Here is a 16,580-nt window from a genome sequence, read left to right on the forward strand (position 1 = left end):
GCAGGTTTAAATAAATGGGATTTTGAACTGAGGAGGGCATTGATATGTCAGAGGAAATCAAGAACGAAGAAGTAGTAGTAGAGGAAGTTGTAGAAGTATCAAACCAAGAGGAATTGGACCAAGGGGTATCCGTGAAAAAAGGGGATACAGTGAGAGGGACGATCGTCAAACTAGAAGATAACCAAGCTTATGTAAGCATTGGATATAAATATGACGGTGTAATTCCGGTTCGCGAGTTGTCTTCTGTACAAGTAGACAACGCATCTGACGCCGTAGAAATTGGTCAAGAAGTTGAATGTAGAGTTGTCAGCATTGATGATGACAAAGAAAGAATGCTTCTATCCAAGCGTGCTATTGATAGCGAGAATGGCTGGGAAGAATTAGAGAAGTATTTTGCAAGCCAAGAAATTATTGAAGTAGTTGTTTCTGATGTTGTTAAGGGTGGTTTAGTAGTAGATGTAGGCGCTCGTGGATTTATTCCTGCTTCTATGGTTGAACGCCATTTCGTTGAAGACTTCAGCGATTATAAAGGTCGTACATTGCGTGTGAAAGTAAAAGAACTTGATCGTGAGAACAATAAAGTGATCTTGTCACAAAAAGATGTTCTTGATGCTGAGTTCGAAGGCAATAAGCTGAAGATCATGGCTGACTTGAAAGAAGGTCAATTGATTGAAGGTACTGTTCAACGTCTTACTCAATTCGGAGCATTCGTTGATATCGGTGGCGTAGATGGACTTGTTCACGTATCTGAAATTGCATGGAGTCGTGTTGAGAAACCTTCTGATGTTATTTCTGAAGGCGAGAAAGTTACAGTTAAAGTTCTTAAAGTGGATTCCGAAAAAGGTAAGATCAGCCTAAGTATTAAAGCTGCTCAACCAGGACCTTGGGAAAATGCAGCAAGCCAGTTCAATGCTGGTGATGTTGTGACTGGTGAAGTGAAACGTCTAGTTGCATTCGGAGCATTTGTGGAGCTTACTCCAGGAGTGGAAGGTTTGGTGCATATTTCCCAAATTTCACATAATCATATTGCTACACCACAAGAAGTATTGGAAGAGGGACAACAAGTTCAAGTGAAAATTCTTGAATTGAACCCTGATGAGAAGCGTGTTAGCCTAAGTATTAAAGAAACACAAGAGGCTCCTGCTCAAGAAGCAAGAACTGAAAGACCGAGATCACCTAGAACTTCCAGAGAACCAAAAGTGGAATTCAATAATCCTAACGTATCTCTTTCAAATGAAGGTCTTAGCTTTACACTTGGCGATTTATTCGGGGATAAGCTCGATAAATTTAAGTGATCAGGATCTGAACCTTTGTGAAATCGGCGAACCCTCCGCGGGTTCGCCGATATTTTTTATGATTGCATATGACGGATTGTCAAACCGAGTATGGTAGGTGTTGACAATCCGTCATATGCAATATATTGGTATCGGTTTCTCTTGGGGTTAGCCAAGACTGGTGTTTTTTGCTATGATAATAATCGTAAGAATTGATAGGAGGAGTTAATAATGGCAAGACCGGTAGTTGCAATCGTGGGCAGGCCTAATGTAGGTAAATCAACGATATTTAACAGGTTAATTGGTGATCGTCTGGCTATTGTAGAAGATAAGCCAGGGATTACACGTGATAGGATATATGGCGTATCAGATTGGAATGGTAAGGGGTTCAGTGTTATTGACACTGGAGGAATTGATTTAGACGGTGATGATCACATGTTGAAATCGATCCGTATGCAAGCAGAGCTTGCGATAGAAGAAGCAGATGTTATTGTGTTTATGTGCGATGCTAAGACAGGTGTTACTTTGGCGGATGAGGAAGTTGCTCAAATGCTATTTAGATCTAGAAAGCCTATCGTTTTAGCTGTGAATAAAGTGGATAATATCAAGAAGGTGGAAGACACCTATGAATTCTATAGTCTTGGATTCGGTGACCCTATCGGAATATCAGGAAGTCATGGGACAGGTCTTGGTGATTTACTCGATGCGATAGTCAATAATCTGCCTGATCTTGAAGAAGAAGAGTATGGTGACGACGTCATTAAAGTCGCGTTAATAGGTCGCCCGAACGTTGGGAAGTCATCATTAGTTAACGCTATATTAGGAGAAGAACGGGTTATCGTAAGTAACGTTCCAGGCACGACTAGGGATGCTATTGATACACCATTTGAGCGAGACGGACAACGCTATGTCATTATTGATACGGCTGGTATGCGTAAGCGTGGAAAAGTGTATGAGAATACGGAGAAGTATAGCGTGATGAGAGCTATGAAAGCTATTGAAAGAGCAGATGTGGTGCTTGTAGTTCTGAATATTGAAGAAGGTATAATCGAACAAGATAAGCATATTGCTGGTTATGCATTCGAGGCAGGTAAGGCTTCTATCTTTGTCGTGAATAAATGGGATGTTGTAGAAAAAGATGATAAAACGATGAAGGCATTTGAGACGAAGATCAGAGATCATTTCTTATTTATGACTTATGCTCCTATCGTATTTCTATCAGCCAAAACAAAACAGCGCCTTCAGAAATTACTACCAGTCGTTCAACATGTTGCAGAGCAGCACTCACTACGTGTACAGACACATATATTGAATGATGTCGTTTCAGATGCAGTGGCGTCAAATGCACCACCGACAGATAAAGGGCGCAGACTACGTATTAATTACGCGACACAAGTAGCCACCAAGCCACCAACTTTCGTTATTTTTGCAAATGATCCTGATTTGATGCATTTCTCATATGAACGCTATTTAGAAAATAAAATTCGTGGAGCATTTGATTTTGAAGGGACGCCGATACGGATATTCACACGGCGTAAGTCCGATGAAAGCTAGGTGACGAAGGTTTGTTAATGCAAATAAGTTCACTCTTTTTAAGTTATTTACTGGGATCAATTAGTTTTAGTGTGCTGTTGGCTAAGATACTAAAAGGAATCGATATTCGTCAATACGGTAGTGGAAATGCAGGGGCAACGAATACTTTGCGTATATTGGGAAAAGGTCCAGCTATATTTGTACTTTTGCTCGATGTACTCAAAGGGATCATCGCAGTATGGATCGGCAGATGGTTAGGTGGGGACGAAGCATGGATCCCTGCCTTATGTGGTATTGCTGCTATTATTGGGCATAACTGGCCGCTCTATTTCAATTTTCGTGGTGGTAAGGGCGTTGCTACAACAATAGGTGTCATGGCGACATTAAGTTTCTTGCCTGCTCTTATTGCAGGAAGTATTGCCATTATATCGATTGTATTAACAAGATATGTATCCCTTGGATCATTAATTTTTGTAGCACTCACACCCGTCTGTCTACTCATAATAGGTGGATACCCATGGTCAGCGTTCTGGTGTAGTATCATTATTGCAATATTTGTTTTCTGGCGTCATAGAAGTAATATTGTGAAGATTGTACAGCGCCGTGAGAATAAACTTGGATCAGGGGGATCTAAAAAAGGGGGAGAACGCGTTGTCTAACAAAGTAACTGTTCTTGTCGCAGGAAGTTGGGGAACTGCGCTTGCGAGCGTTCTAGCTACGAATCATTTGGATGTTTCTCTATGGAGCCATAACCCTGAGCAAGTTAACGAAATGAATGAATTCCATACGAATAGTCGGTATTTACCAGGTGTCACATTAGCCTCGAATATAACGGCTACGATCAGTATGAAGGATGCTGTTGAGAACTCCAGTGCTGTCGTGATAGTAGCTCCGTCCTCAGCGATGAGAGAAGTGACTGCAGAGCTTAAGAAATATTGGAAGAAGGACATGTTGGTTGTTCATGCTACCAAAGGATTTGAGACAGAAACTCTGAAAAGGATGTCATCCGTTATCGCTGAAGAACTGGCATGTGATGAGGGGGATATCGTTGTGTTATCAGGCCCAAGTCATGCTGAAGAAGTTATTAAAAGATGCCCAACAACAGTAGTAGTAGCTTCCCTTAATAAAAGTGCGGCAGAAGCCGCGCAAGATTTATTCATGAACTCTTATTTCCGTGTCTATACGAATCGCGATATGGTTGGTGTGGAGTTGGCAGGTGCACTTAAGAATATTATTGCTCTTGGTGCTGGAATGTCAGATGGATTAGGATTTGGTGATAATGCGAAGGCGGCATTATTGACCAGAGGTCTAGCTGAAATCTCACGGATTGGTGTAGAGCTTGGAGCGAACCCACTTACATTCTCCGGACTTGCTGGAATTGGTGATCTTGTCGTAACGGCTACCAGTCAACACAGTCGTAATTGGCGAGCTGGATCATTAATTGGTAAAGGTAACAATCTCGATGAAGTGTTACAATCGATGGGGATGGTCGTAGAAGGTATTCGTACAACACAGGCTGCTCATAAGCTAGCGATTAAGCATGGTGTACAAATGCCTATTACGGATCAGCTTTATCAAGTGCTGTTTAAAGAGCTGGATGCGAGAATAGCGGTAGAAGCACTGATGGGCCGCGACCCGAAGACGGAAATGGAGAGTATGCGACAGGAGACTTGGGAACAGTGGCATACATAAGTGCTAGTCACCTTTTATGGCCAATCCTCATATAATACTGTGAAGATTGCCAGAGGAGGGATTACATTTGAGTAACAATATACCCAAGGATGCGCTCAATGCGATCAATAAAAAAAGTGGTAAACGCATTTCTGAGAATGAAGTTAAGAGGCTTGCTAACACTGTCAAACCAACGACAATGCAAAATGAGGCACAGCTACGTCAATTAATTAAACAAGTCTCTGCCATGGCGAATGTACCTGTTAGTGAAAGTACAATAAAGGATATTGTTAGTGCAGTTAAGAAAAGTGGCATGAATCCTCAAAGCATGGAATCCTTGATGAAGATGATGATTAAGAAATAAGGATTTTCTTACGTTTTAATAGAGTCTCAAGATAGGGACAAAACACTATGATGTCTTTTGGCATCATAGTGTTTTGTCTTGTTTTTGCGAAATGGGACAAGATTCATGTTATAATAGCTTAAATAAAATGGTTTACAGAATGGAGATTTAACTTTATGGACGCAATGACAAAAATGTGGGTATCCCTCATTGCAATATTAATTATGGGCTGTTCAGTTTTTTTAATTACATATGCACGAAGTAAAACGAAAGGGATCATAAGAATATTATTGTCCGTAATCGCCTTTCTACTTATGATCACTGGATTTCTAGGTGGACTGGTTTCTCTGACTTAATATACTAAAGGATTGGTGAGGTTTGAATGGAATCATCTTTAACTCTTATTGGAAGAACAGTTACTAAAAGTGTGGAACTAAAGCTCGGGGAGACTATTCTCCAGCACGCGATTGCGCATAAAATTGACTGGCAACATCTATGTACTCGTGGCACATGTGCTCGGTGTCGTTGTTACATTGAAGAGGGTTCTGAACACTTGGAGGAGCCGACCCAAGCAGAACATCGACGTCTCGATCCTGAAGAGTTCGAAGAAGGCTATCGGTTGGGTTGTCAAGCTGTTGTGAAAAACATAGGCAAGATTTCAGCGCGTAATAAAACCTATTTTTAAGGAAGTGACATCAGTGCATCATTTCACATTCGAATTGCAGCAAGCATTAAAGCAGGCTGCAAGATGCTTGAATTCAACCCATTGCAAGTGGTTGCTAGGGGGGAGCTGCAGCTTGATCTTGCAGGGGGTAGAAATTCTTTGTCCACCTCGGGATATTGATTTATATGCAGATTCTGAATCGGTCATAAAGCTTCATAAAGCAATTGCACATTGGTCAGTGGATGAACAAGCTTTAAATACAGCTGGTTTATATTCATCCGTACTAAGCCATTATGAGTTAAATGAAGCGCAGATCGAGCTAGTAGGTGATTTCAGGATTGCTTCGAATACCTTTGAATATAGGGTGGAGGTAGAAGAAGCACTCCAGTCTGATGCTTCTGAAATTGAGCTTGAAGGCGTTCGCATGCGTCTGATGCCTCTAAGTCACGAACTCATATTTAATCTGCTTAGAGAACGTGCAGACAGGTATGAAGCGATAGCTACAACGATGAGAGAGGATAGAGCACGGCATTTACCCCTTCTAGAGAAATTAATAAGAACGAATCATTTGGATGATCACCATATCAAGCAGATCGCTATATTGTTAGGGGCTCCGAGTGTGCTCTCTTATATGTCTAATCTGTCGTAATTGAGTATAGAGAGGGAATGGCTATGGATCCTGAAATAACGTTTCATCCGATGGGAAAAGTCCTTAAAGTGAGACAGGGGACAAGTGTGCTGAATGCCGCTCGTAAAGGTGGCGTACATATTTCTACACGTTGTGGAGGTAAAGCGGGCTGCTTAATGTGTAAAATAGTAGTGAATCAACACCATATGTCAGCTCTTTCGCCTATAGGAGATGTCGAACGTCGTAAATTGGGTTCATTGTATAGTAAAGGAATCCGCCTATCCTGTCAGGCGACAATTCAGGGTGATATTGAGGTAAACATTCCAGAGGATCCCCTCAAAGCTGCTGTACGTAAACAACTTGAGGCTGCAAGGAATAAAGAACCCGATGAGTTATGGTAATTAAGATGTTGTGAACTTATAACGCAAAGGACGATGATGTATGATGAAGCCTCAAATTAAATATAAACGAATTTCATCTTTCAAATTAATGTTGGCTGTTATGATACTTATGTTGGTTACTACGGCATGTCTATCTCCATTTGAGAAGACTGAAAGCAATCCCTCGTACCATGAGAGCGTGAAACGGATACAATCGGCTGTGGATGATTATCAGAAAGAACTAGAATTGTTACCCATTATGAATGCTGATCAAGATACTCCACGTTATGAGAAATTTAGAGTGGATATGGAAAAGTTGAAAAACACGGGTTTTATAGATGAAATACCGAATACAGCATTTGAAAAAGGGGGAAGTGGATATTTTCTTATTATTAATGAGGAGTCCAACCCTACAGTTAAGGTCATGGATATAGCGACGGTTCAGAAAGTAAATGATGTTCAGCAGGCTGTAGATAAATATAAACGGGGGAATAATAATGAATTACCTAAGGGAGAAGAAGTATACCCTAGTGTGTATACTGTAGACTTATCCAAGGCTAAAATCCCTTCAATTAAAATTCAAAGTGTATATTCTAACGAGGAAATGGCGTTTGTGATGGATGCCAATGGCAAGGTATATGTTGATTATGCTTTTGATATTATGCAGGCAATTGAGAAAAGTGGTCAAGAACCGCAGGGTGATGAGGATTTGAGAGATTATCTTGTTGATAATTCCTACTTTGTTCCCGTTAAATCACTCCCTTATTCTTGGGTTGCTGGAGCACCGGTAGCAAGCATACAATAGCAGTGCTAGATTATCATAATGACACACAATAAAGGCAAATATCCATTCAAACTGAATGGATATTTGCCTTTATTTATGATTCAAAACCAAAATGAATGAGGCTATAGGACGTTCTTTTTTATACATAAATAAGTGTAGTTTCGGCATATCGGACTGAAATTACGCATATATCTGAGTGGGATAGAGAAGTAAGTGTAAATACAGTTGTCCATATTTATTGAAAACCGGTCATATTGTTTTGTTAAGGTACATAATATGATACTAGTCCAAATGCCCGAACGAGTAACGCCGCTTTGCTGTTCTGACCTAATGATTACTTCCGGCGGCGGACTACTAACGACATGAAAAGGCGGCTCATCCGTTGCAATGGTTGAGGCCTCAGATGGAACACGAAGCGGATGCTCATAAAGCATTTTTCCTTCGGAGTAATATGAGGAGGGGATCTCTCTTGGAAAAGGTAGATATTTTTAAAGACATTGCCGAGCGAACAGGTGGTGATATATACCTGGGTGTCGTCGGTGCGGTTCGCACAGGTAAATCAACATTCATCAAACGATTTATGGAAACTATCGTACTCCCGAACATCTCAAGTGAATCCGAGCGAGTTCGCGCAGTAGACGAACTTCCGCAGAGTGCAGCAGGAAAAACGATTATGACGACAGAACCAAAGTTTGTACCTAACAATGCGGTGCAAATTAATGTAGCTGAAGGCTTGGATGTGAACATTAGGCTTGTGGATTGTGTAGGGTACGCTGTGGAAGGTGCCAAGGGCTATGAAGATGAGAATGGTCCACGTATGATCTCTACGCCGTGGTTCGAGGAGCCAATCCCGTTTCAGGAAGCGGCTGAGATCGGTACACGGAAGGTGATCCAGGAGCATTCAACATTGGGTGTAGTTGTGACCACGGATGGTTCTATTGCCGAAATCGCTAGAAGCTCATATGTTGAGGCAGAAGAACGAGTTATTGCGGAACTGAAGGAAGTAGGCAAACCATTTGTACTTGTCATTAACTCAACAAGACCTCGCAGCGATGAAGTGCTTCAATTACGTAGTGAATTAGCCCAGAAATATGATATTCCAGTCATATCTTTAAGTGCAGCAACGATGACTGAGGAAGATGTGACTGGTGTTCTTCGTGAAGTTCTATATGAATTTCCAGTTCATGAAGTAAATGTTAACCTTCCAAGCTGGGTTATGGTTCTGAATGATAAGCATTGGTTGCGTAGTAATTACGAGAACTCCGTTCGCGATACGGTGAAAGATATCCGCCGATTACGGGATGTAGACCGAGTGGTATCTCAGTTTATGGATTATGAATTTATTGACAGAGCTGCCCTCAGCGGAATGAACATGGGTCAAGGTGTTGCTGAGATCGATTTATTCGCCCCGGACGAAATGTATGATCAAATACTGATGGAAGTCGTTGGAGTGGAAATACGTGGTAAAGATCATTTGTTGCAATTGATGCAGGAATTCTCTCATGCCAAGCGGGAATATGACCGCTTCGCAGAAGCGTTGGAAATGGTTAAGACGACAGGTTATGGTATTGCTGCCCCATCGCTTGCAGAAATGACGCTGGATGAACCAGAACTAATTCGTCAGGGGTCACGATTCGGAGTACGTTTGAAAGCGACTGCGCCTTCAATTCATATGATTCGCGTGGATGTGGAATCTGAGTTCTCCCCGATCATTGGGACGGAGAAACAAAGCGAAGAGCTGGTTCGCTACTTGATCCAAGATTTCGAGAATGATCCGATAAAGATTTGGGATTCAGACATCTTTGGCCGCTCACTCCACTCCATCGTTCGTGAGGGGATCCAAGGTAAAATTGCAATGATGCCAGATAACGCACGATATAAACTTCAAGAAACGTTAGGAAGAATTATTAACGAAGGATCGGGCGGGTTAATTGCGATTATTCTATAACGAAATAACTAACTAACTAACTAAGATAATTTAGAAAAGCTGTGTGTAGGAGTCAACTCCTACACACAGCTTTTTTACTTTGTGAGAAAGTAGAAGATCCACTTGATACTCTAATCCTTATATTGCATATTTCAGCTGAAACGGGTGTCTTAGCGCGATACGACACTTACTAAAATCCATGAAGGAATTCAAATTTTGGATGTAAATCAACGGAATATGCATAGAGTGGGATGTTAGAGTGACGAGCAATGCTTCGCGTATGAAGGTAGTGAAGATGAGGCTAGAATAGATACAGAAAGTATATCTAATTAGTAGGAAAAATGAGAGGAAGAGAAAATAGTTGCAAACCTGCTGTTAAAAATGGCGATAACGTTGAAAAGTGGAGTTTTCAGTAATTTAGATGTACTCCATGCAACTAAAGTTAGCTTTAGAGGGATTGGGTTAAATTTAGTTGTACTTATTGCAATTAATAGTGAATGGTGAGGCGGAAGGTAAGTAGTGCTCATTATATTTATAATGTATATGTATGCATTATTTGGAATTCCTACAAAGGACTTCTCTGTGTGGAATCTACGGATTCCATATTTAGGATAAGCATGTGTAAGATATGGATGTTTGCTCTCTAGGAGGAGACTGGAAGACCATAATGCAATAATTAGCAGTTTTTGAAGGGTATATTACAAAATATCTATTTAGCGACTTTATCAAATGAAGTATCAGATTAATTATTTTAAATAAACTAATGGAATGTATATTAATTCATGGGTATGCAATTTGTTTATTTCTAAAATAAATAAAAATTGAGGTAATCCAAGGGTATTGGATTAAGTCTAATGATGGCACTAATAGTCATAATTCATCTAATAATACAGCGAATAGACCTAAAACGCTTGATATTATGGGTTCGCTGTATTAGTATGAAAATTGTTCCGTACTCACAGTTAGATACTAAAAAAGGCGATTCTTGTACGTAAATTTGTACGTAAATAGCTATTGTAAAGTATATTTTGCGAGAAAACGGAAACAAAGAATAACAATCGATCTCATTTCTTGCTGGGGAGGTGAATAGAAATGAACAAATCAGAATTGATTTCCCAAGTAGCTGAAATTTCAGAATTGTCGAAGAAGGATGCTACTAAAGCAGTAGATGCTGTATTCGAAGCGATTTCCGTAGCGCTGCAAAATGGCGATAAGGTGCAACTCGTGGGATTCGGGAACTTTGAAGTGCGTGAACGTTCTGCACGTAAAGGACGCAATCCACAAACAGGTGAAGAAATCGAAATCGCTGCGAGCAAAATTCCTGCATTCAAACCAGGAAAAGCGCTTAAAGACGGAATTAAATAAGATTTCTCCAAAATCCATAGAACAAGTGTAAATGATCAAAAGGAAGGTCGTGACGTATGTTCACGGCTTTTTCTTGTCTATATTTCATTTTGTGGGAGGGATAGATTTCATGGAAACCAATAAAGATGACGACTATATTGTTATCAAAGCAAAAGAAAATGGTGTGCAGGTCATCGGGCTCACTCGTGGACAGGATACGAAGTTTCATCATACCGAGAAATTGGATAAGGGTGAAGTGCTCATAGCTCAATTTACTAATCATACTTCAGCAGTAAAGATCCGTGGGAAAGCAGAAGTGTTAACGAAACATGGTAAAGTGGAGAGCGAGAGTTAAAAAGCAGGCATAGCCTGCTTTTTTTGATTGTACAATGAGTTAGGGACTCTAATCGTGATGGCATACGAAAGAGAGTGAAACGATGAAAGGGGCATGTCTGATGAATCGATGGATTGTACTGGCTTGCACATTGTTGCTATGTATAGGGGCCGTAATCTTCCTGCCCAAATTATTAACATTCCAAACCTCACTTGCACAAATGAAAGAGAATATTTCCGTATTTAATCCTCACTCAAGCACAACTTTAAACAACGAGAATTTGGTTGACCGTCTCAGTGCATTACCTTTAACAGTGCCCATAAGTCGAGTGGAATGGAGTGAATCCACTCTGACATTAGATTTGAAAGTCGTGACATCGGAAAGTACAGCGACAGAAATCTATGAGAATATGGCAGAAGCGATTTCTTTTTGTTTCGAACATACGCCTAATGTAGATCGATTAATGCTTAGACTTGTTGCGGAGAATAAGTGGTTGAATTCACGTCATTTACTATTGGCTGCGGATGTGAGTCGAGAGCAGTGGAGTTCGGAGTCGACAGAAGTGTTAAAAAGTAACGGAGAGACGCCGCTTCCAGTTCAATTGAAACAAACTTTCCATATGACCGAAACGAAACTTTGGCAGAATCAGTTTCAGAGACCGTAATCATGAGAGAAAGATAGAATAACCACAGTGCGCGCTGAATTAACATGTGCTATAATAGTCGAGATTGTTAACGAAGAAAAAGTATTAAAGTGTGTATTCAAAAAGTCAGATTTTCAGATCAAAAGATGGCTTTTTGAATAACCACTTAAAGTTATCAGCTCGGAGGCTAATGATGAAATCTTACCGCATACCCCAACTCGCAAGTAGCTACATCGAGTATGACATGATAGAACAATATACGAAATTGCCCAAATTTCCGGATGCTCGTGTTCATTTACTATATATCTTTTTGAATATAGGTAGTCGCAAATCAATTGATCACATAGAGCTCTATGCTATGGTTACATCCTTGATTCAGATGGGACTGGATACACATGAGACGATTGATACAGAACAAGGTAATCAAGCTGAAATTCACATGCGTTCTCGTCAATTGAAAGTGTTGGCAGGTGATTATTATAGCAGTCGCTTTTATCAACTATTGTCTGATGAAGGACAGATCGAAGTAATTACTCAATTGAGTAGAGCCATTTGTGATTTGAATATGATGAAGATGAATTTTTACAGCTCCATGCAAGCACGGGAGTTGACATCAGAACAATATTTGGAACAAAAGGTGCAGCTAAATATGCAGCTTTTTCTTTCTTTTTCACCCATGATAGAAAACTCTTTAAAGGAATCATGGGAAAAGTTACTACGTGAATTCACTCTATGTGAGACCGTGATGATTGAACTCGACCGTAATGCAGGGACTTATCCATATTTTGCAAATGAACACTTGTTGAACACTTTACATGAATCGGTTGAACGAGTACAACGTATACGCAATAGCCTCAAAGGGGATGGACAATCCTTATATATTGGAGAGGTATTAGAATCATTCCGGTTATACTTGAATAGTTCTAGAGCCGTTGTAGGAGAGGGGTAATGGGATTGGAACGGAATAGCCCAGGTCAACATGTTGAAACTATTCATAATATTGAGAATGACAAGCCCAAGGAACAGTTCGTACAATCTGTTTTTGAGAGTGTTGCTACGAAATATGACCTAATGAATGATATTTTAAGTTTTCGAAGACATAAATCATGGCGTAAATTTGCGATGGCAAGAATGGATATGAAATCGGGAGAGACGGCTATTGATGTATGCTGCGGTACATGTGACTGGACGCTTAGTTTGGCGGAGGCGAGTGGATCTGGTGAGATCGTAGGATTGGATTTCAGCCCAAGCATGCTTGAAGTAGGACGTAAAAAAGTGAAGAATCATCAACGAAAGGATTCCATTACGTTGGTTGAAGGAAATGCGATGAGCCTACCTTTCGAAGATAACAAATTTGATTATGCCACGATAGGATTCGGATTACGTAATGTTCCAGACCTTGTTCAGGTGCTTCATGAAATGAAGCGAGTGGTTAAGCCTGGCGGAATGGTGGTCTGTCTAGAGTTATCAAAGCCGACTTGGCAACCTTTCAAAGGGATATACTATTTCTATTTCCAAAAAATATTACCAAGTCTAGGTAAATTGTTCGCATCCAGATATGAACAGTATAAATGGTTGCCCGATTCACTTGCTTTATTTCCAGGAAGAGATGAATTGGTAGAAAAATTTCAGCAAGTCGGATTGCAACATGTCGAAGCATATCCCTTAACTGGCGGTATATCAGCGTTACACATTGGGATTAAGGAGAATTAGAATGTTTAAGAAGATTGGTGCTTATCTTGAAATGATTAAAATTGAACATACGTTGTTTACCCTTCCTTTTGCGTTCATGGGAGCCTTGCTCGGATCGGTAACAGTTCATGGGGTACTACCTTCATGGGCACAGATTGGCTGGATTGTAATGGCATTATTTGGTGCTCGAAGTGCAGCGTTCGGATTAAACAGAATCATTGACCAGGTGATTGATAAGAAGAATCCTCGAACGGCTAATCGTGCCATTCCAGCTGGCATATTAAAGACGATGGAAGTGTTCGTGTTTACGATCGTATCCTTCATTTTGTTATTCTGGGCTGCATTTGAGTTAACTCCGCTTTCCGTGAAGTTATTACCTATCGCAGTGTTCATGCTTGTTATTTATTCCTATACGAAACGCTTCACATGGCTCTGTCACGTTGTTTTGGGATTGACTACATCACTGGCAGCATTGGGAGGTTGGGTCGCGGTTACGAATAGTGTGGATTCCAGTGCGTTCATATTTTATATTACTCTTTCATTCTGGACAGCTGGATTTGATATTATCTATGCGATTCAAGATATGGAATTTGATAAAAAAGAAGGAGTATACTCTATTCCAGCACGATTCGGTATTCATACATCTCTTAAGATAGCACGCGTTTTTCATGTAATTACTGCAATCGGATTTATAGCTCTCTACTTTACAGCATCACTACACTGGTGGTATTTGGTAGGGATAATCATTTCATGCGGAATTTTAATTTATGAACATTTCATTCTTTCTCCAAATGATATGAGTAAGCTACAAACGGCTTTCTTTACGATGAACAGTGTTCTAAGTATCGTTGTTTTTACCTTTACCTTGATTGAACTGGTGGTGCAAACCGCTTGAATCAACTTGAGAAGAAGCAGAGATGGGTTGTTGGGATTACAGGAGCTAGTGGCTCCATATATGGCATTAGATTAATCGAAACGCTGTTAGCTAGTGAGATGGATGTACATATTGTTATATCTAATGCTGGCTGGCGCGTGCTTCATGAAGAGTTAGGTTGGAGTAGTACAGATCGTGAAGGTACGCTAAAAGAAAAGTTCGGAAGCTATCCAGCATCATATGTTTATCATCCAGTCGCTGATATTGGAGCGTCGATTGCAAGCGGATCTTTTCAGGTCGAAGGAATGATTATTGTTCCTTGTTCAATGGGCACATTATCTGCTGTTGCGAATGGGTCCTCAGACAATTTGCTAGCTCGTGCAGCAGATGTGATGTTAAAAGAAGGACGACCATTAGTATTAGTACCTCGAGAGACACCACTTCATGCTATTCATTTGGAAAATATGTTGAAGCTTTCGAGACTTGGTGTGAGAATGATCCCGGCTATGCCGGCTTTTTATTTCCACCCAGAAACGATGGACGATCTTATTAATTTTGTTGTAGGTAAGGTGCTTGATAACCTACGCATAGATCATCAATTATTTAAAAGATGGGAGGGATGATCGTGACCTCGCCGGACAATAATAAGACAATCATTGGTACAATTAAATATACGAATGCATGGCCTGTTTTTCATTATTTTGATCCGGATTCATTGCAAGGTCCTGTAGAGATGATTACTGCTGTTCCCTCGTATTTAAATAAGGGTATGAGCGAAGGGTCCATTGATATTGGGGCATTATCTTCATTTGCATACGGAGAAATATCCAATAAGTTACTTCTACTGCCAGATTTATCTGTAAGTGCAGATGGGCCCGTACAGTCCATCTTATTATTTTCCAAGGAACCTATAGAGTACATGGTTAATAGTATTATTGCTGTGACAAATACATCAGCGACCTCAACTAATCTGTTAAAGATATTGATGACAAAAGCACTTAAGGGGAGTCCGAAATATATCGCAATGGATCCTGACCTTAAGACTATGATGGACGTTGCAGATGCAGCACTGTTGATAGGAGATCATGCTATTAAGGCGTCTTGGACTGATCACGGGCTATATGTGACGGATATAAGTGAATATTGGAAACAATGGACAGGGCATAGTATGACCTTTGCGGTATGGGCAGTTCATCGTGATACTGCTAAGAACAAACCCGAAATAATACAGGAAATTGTACGAGCTTTGCAGAAAAGTAAGAATCGTAGTTTGTCAGATCTGACTCCAATTATTCTGGAAGCCACGATAAAGATCGGTGGGACTCTGCAATATTGGCGAAAATACTTTGAGAATTTATGTTACGATTATGGTGTACGGCAACGGCAGGGGTTAGAACTATATTTCCGTTATGCGTATGAACTTGGACTGATACAGCATGAAGTACGCATGGAGATGTGGGAAGAGAATAAGCGAATTCGGGTGAAAGAATGAAGAGATTAGATATGTTTGGATTGTTGAAAAAAGATATGGAATACATAGAACAGGAGCTCTACCGCAGCATTAGTGGTGATGAGCTTCTTCACGAAACATCGCTTCATCTTCTCAAGGCGGGAGGTAAAAGGCTTCGCCCTGTCTTTGTATTGCTGGGTGGCAAATTCGGAGAGTACAATCTTGAGAAGCTGATGCGTGTGGCTGTCCCACTGGAACTCATTCACATGGCTTCACTCGTTCATGATGATGTCATTGATGACGCGGATACCCGTCGCGGTCAATTAACAGTTAAATCGAAGTGGGATAATAAAATCGCCATGTATACAGGGGACTTTATCTATGCCCGAGCAATGGAAATTGTAACGCAACTTCCTAATCCTGAGATCCATCAGATACTCTCCAAAGCATTGGTTGAGATGTCCATTGGAGAGATGGAGCAGATTCGAGATTTCTTTCATACTGGACAAAGTGTACGACGGTATATGTTACGGATCCGTCGCAAAACAGCATTGTTGATTGCTGTAAGTTGCCAGCTCGGAGCTGTTGCTGCCGAGGCTGATTCTAAAGTTAGCAACCTTTTATACCGATATGGTTATTATGTGGGGATGGCTTTTCAAATACAAGATGATTTATTGGATCTTTGTGGGACGGAGAAGCAAATCGGTAAGCCGCCTGGAAGTGATATTCGGCAAGGTAATATAACGTTACCTGTGATTTATGCACTACAGGATCCTGATGTGCGTCAGGCGCTGCTTGATGAAATAGCTCGCATTCATAAACTGAATGGTCAATGCGATGTAGCCAATGCCATTACACTTATCAAGGAAAGCTCAGGGATTCGTCGAGCGGAAGAATTAGCTACACGCTATATCAGTAAGGCGTTGGATGTGTTGAATGAGCTTCCCGATCTCAAAACGAAACGTAATTTGAAAGACATCGCTCACTTCGTGACGAGAAGATCATATTAAAGTTATCTAGGATTGATTTATTGAAAATG

Annotated in this window: 21 protein-coding genes; all 21 read left to right on the plus strand. The window is 40.6% G+C overall.

Features of this window, described 5'->3' with window-relative positions:
• Positions 1-44: 44 nt before the first annotated feature.
• The 21 genes from rpsA to AC1TO9_RS02775 all read left to right on the plus strand — a co-directional run bounded on the left by rpsA (position 45) and on the right by AC1TO9_RS02775 (position 16,551).
• Complete coding sequence (gene rpsA, locus AC1TO9_RS02675; RefSeq protein WP_482055006.1) at positions 45-1,295, plus strand: 30S ribosomal protein S1; 1,251 nt, start codon at positions 45-47, stop codon at positions 1,293-1,295.
• A gap of 210 nt (positions 1,296-1,505) precedes the next feature.
• The gene (der, locus tag AC1TO9_RS02680) at positions 1,506-2,828 is read left to right on the plus strand and encodes a ribosome biogenesis GTPase Der (protein ID WP_482055007.1); all 1,323 of its coding nucleotides are present in this window, start codon (positions 1,506-1,508) and stop codon (positions 2,826-2,828) included.
• An 11-nt stretch (positions 2,829-2,839) separates the two neighbouring features.
• Positions 2,840-3,466 carry a glycerol-3-phosphate 1-O-acyltransferase PlsY gene (gene plsY, locus AC1TO9_RS02685; protein WP_482055008.1) on the plus strand — a complete coding sequence of 209 codons (627 nt, stop codon included), beginning with the start codon at positions 2,840-2,842 and terminating at the stop codon, positions 3,464-3,466.
• Positions 3,459-4,499: an NAD(P)H-dependent glycerol-3-phosphate dehydrogenase gene (locus tag AC1TO9_RS02690; RefSeq protein ID WP_482055009.1), complete on the plus strand. Its 1,041-nt coding sequence runs from the start codon at positions 3,459-3,461 to the stop codon at positions 4,497-4,499. The genes plsY and AC1TO9_RS02690 overlap by 8 nt, the downstream gene beginning before the upstream one ends.
• 67 nt (positions 4,500-4,566) lie before the next feature.
• Positions 4,567-4,842, plus strand: a complete 276-nt coding sequence (locus tag AC1TO9_RS02695; protein WP_482055010.1) for a stage VI sporulation protein F — start codon at positions 4,567-4,569, stop codon at positions 4,840-4,842.
• Between the two features lie 155 nt (positions 4,843-4,997).
• Positions 4,998-5,177: a DUF2768 family protein gene (locus AC1TO9_RS02700; RefSeq protein ID WP_482058257.1), complete on the plus strand. Its 180-nt coding sequence runs from the start codon at positions 4,998-5,000 to the stop codon at positions 5,175-5,177.
• Between the two features lie 26 nt (positions 5,178-5,203).
• Positions 5,204-5,506, plus strand: a complete 303-nt coding sequence (locus tag AC1TO9_RS02705; RefSeq protein ID WP_482058258.1) for a 2Fe-2S iron-sulfur cluster-binding protein — start codon at positions 5,204-5,206, stop codon at positions 5,504-5,506.
• A 13-nt stretch (positions 5,507-5,519) separates the two neighbouring features.
• On the plus strand, positions 5,520-6,134 hold the full coding sequence (locus tag AC1TO9_RS02710; RefSeq protein WP_482058259.1) for a hypothetical protein: 615 nt from the start codon (positions 5,520-5,522) through the stop codon (positions 6,132-6,134).
• Positions 6,135-6,157: 23 nt separating this feature from the next.
• Positions 6,158-6,514: a 2Fe-2S iron-sulfur cluster-binding protein gene (locus tag AC1TO9_RS02715; RefSeq protein WP_482055013.1), complete on the plus strand. Its 357-nt coding sequence runs from the start codon at positions 6,158-6,160 to the stop codon at positions 6,512-6,514.
• Between the two features lie 40 nt (positions 6,515-6,554).
• Positions 6,555-7,298, plus strand: coding sequence for a hypothetical protein (locus tag AC1TO9_RS02720; protein ID WP_482058260.1), 744 nt, complete (start codon positions 6,555-6,557; stop codon positions 7,296-7,298).
• Between the two features lie 448 nt (positions 7,299-7,746).
• Complete coding sequence (gene spoIVA / locus AC1TO9_RS02725) at positions 7,747-9,225, plus strand: stage IV sporulation protein A (protein ID WP_482055015.1); 1,479 nt, start codon at positions 7,747-7,749, stop codon at positions 9,223-9,225.
• A 360-nt stretch (positions 9,226-9,585) separates the two neighbouring features.
• Positions 9,586-9,708 (plus strand): hypothetical protein, encoded by a 123-nt coding sequence (locus AC1TO9_RS02730; RefSeq protein WP_482055016.1) that lies wholly within the window; start codon positions 9,586-9,588, stop codon positions 9,706-9,708.
• Positions 9,709-10,296: 588 nt separating this feature from the next.
• Complete coding sequence (locus AC1TO9_RS02735) at positions 10,297-10,569, plus strand: HU family DNA-binding protein (RefSeq protein WP_438351278.1); 273 nt, start codon at positions 10,297-10,299, stop codon at positions 10,567-10,569.
• A 109-nt stretch (positions 10,570-10,678) separates the two neighbouring features.
• Complete coding sequence (gene mtrB, locus AC1TO9_RS02740; RefSeq protein ID WP_438351277.1) at positions 10,679-10,903, plus strand: trp RNA-binding attenuation protein MtrB; 225 nt, start codon at positions 10,679-10,681, stop codon at positions 10,901-10,903.
• A gap of 100 nt (positions 10,904-11,003) precedes the next feature.
• Positions 11,004-11,546, plus strand: coding sequence for a hypothetical protein (locus AC1TO9_RS02745; RefSeq protein WP_482058261.1), 543 nt, complete (start codon positions 11,004-11,006; stop codon positions 11,544-11,546).
• 172 nt (positions 11,547-11,718) lie between these two features.
• Positions 11,719-12,474, plus strand: coding sequence for a heptaprenyl diphosphate synthase component 1 (locus tag AC1TO9_RS02750; protein WP_482058262.1), 756 nt, complete (start codon positions 11,719-11,721; stop codon positions 12,472-12,474).
• On the plus strand, positions 12,474-13,238 hold the full coding sequence (locus tag AC1TO9_RS02755; protein ID WP_482058263.1) for a demethylmenaquinone methyltransferase: 765 nt from the start codon (positions 12,474-12,476) through the stop codon (positions 13,236-13,238). Before AC1TO9_RS02750 ends, AC1TO9_RS02755 begins: the two co-directional genes overlap by 1 nt.
• Position 13,239: 1 nt before the next feature.
• The gene (locus AC1TO9_RS02760; protein WP_482055020.1) at positions 13,240-14,112 is read left to right on the plus strand and encodes a UbiA-like polyprenyltransferase; all 873 of its coding nucleotides are present in this window, start codon (positions 13,240-13,242) and stop codon (positions 14,110-14,112) included.
• Positions 14,109-14,714, plus strand: a complete 606-nt coding sequence (locus tag AC1TO9_RS02765; RefSeq protein ID WP_482055021.1) for a UbiX family flavin prenyltransferase — start codon at positions 14,109-14,111, stop codon at positions 14,712-14,714. The genes AC1TO9_RS02760 and AC1TO9_RS02765 overlap by 4 nt, the downstream gene beginning before the upstream one ends.
• A 2-nt stretch (positions 14,715-14,716) precedes the next feature.
• Positions 14,717-15,583: a menaquinone biosynthesis protein gene (locus AC1TO9_RS02770; RefSeq protein WP_482055022.1), complete on the plus strand. Its 867-nt coding sequence runs from the start codon at positions 14,717-14,719 to the stop codon at positions 15,581-15,583.
• On the plus strand, positions 15,580-16,551 hold the full coding sequence (locus AC1TO9_RS02775; RefSeq protein ID WP_482058264.1) for a polyprenyl synthetase family protein: 972 nt from the start codon (positions 15,580-15,582) through the stop codon (positions 16,549-16,551). The genes AC1TO9_RS02770 and AC1TO9_RS02775 overlap by 4 nt, the downstream gene beginning before the upstream one ends.
• Positions 16,552-16,580: the final 29 nt, after the last annotated feature.

The organism is Paenibacillus sp. Y916, from assembly GCF_056786435.1.

Excerpts from the sequence above, each read along its gene's own strand:
- rpsA (WP_482055006.1), top strand. The coding sequence starts at position 45 with ATGTCAGAGGAAATCAAGAACGAAGAAGTAGTAGTAGAGGAAGTTGTA.
- der (WP_482055007.1), top strand. The coding sequence starts at position 1,506 with ATGGCAAGACCGGTAGTTGCAATCGTGGGCAGGCCTAATGTAGGTAAA.
- AC1TO9_RS02700 (WP_482058257.1), top strand. The coding sequence starts at position 4,998 with ATGGACGCAATGACAAAAATGTGGGTATCCCTCATTGCAATATTAATT.
- AC1TO9_RS02705 (WP_482058258.1), top strand. The coding sequence starts at position 5,204 with ATGGAATCATCTTTAACTCTTATTGGAAGAACAGTTACTAAAAGTGTG.
- AC1TO9_RS02715 (WP_482055013.1), top strand. The coding sequence starts at position 6,158 with ATGGATCCTGAAATAACGTTTCATCCGATGGGAAAAGTCCTTAAAGTG.
- AC1TO9_RS02720 (WP_482058260.1), top strand. The coding sequence starts at position 6,555 with ATGATGAAGCCTCAAATTAAATATAAACGAATTTCATCTTTCAAATTA.
- AC1TO9_RS02730 (WP_482055016.1), top strand. The coding sequence starts at position 9,586 with ATGGCGATAACGTTGAAAAGTGGAGTTTTCAGTAATTTAGATGTACTC.
- AC1TO9_RS02735 (WP_438351278.1), top strand. The coding sequence starts at position 10,297 with ATGAACAAATCAGAATTGATTTCCCAAGTAGCTGAAATTTCAGAATTG.
- mtrB (WP_438351277.1), top strand. The coding sequence starts at position 10,679 with ATGGAAACCAATAAAGATGACGACTATATTGTTATCAAAGCAAAAGAA.
- AC1TO9_RS02745 (WP_482058261.1), top strand. The coding sequence starts at position 11,004 with ATGAATCGATGGATTGTACTGGCTTGCACATTGTTGCTATGTATAGGG.
- AC1TO9_RS02750 (WP_482058262.1), top strand. The coding sequence starts at position 11,719 with ATGAAATCTTACCGCATACCCCAACTCGCAAGTAGCTACATCGAGTAT.
- AC1TO9_RS02755 (WP_482058263.1), top strand. The coding sequence starts at position 12,474 with ATGGGATTGGAACGGAATAGCCCAGGTCAACATGTTGAAACTATTCAT.
- AC1TO9_RS02760 (WP_482055020.1), top strand. The coding sequence starts at position 13,240 with ATGTTTAAGAAGATTGGTGCTTATCTTGAAATGATTAAAATTGAACAT.
- AC1TO9_RS02775 (WP_482058264.1), top strand. The coding sequence starts at position 15,580 with ATGAAGAGATTAGATATGTTTGGATTGTTGAAAAAAGATATGGAATAC.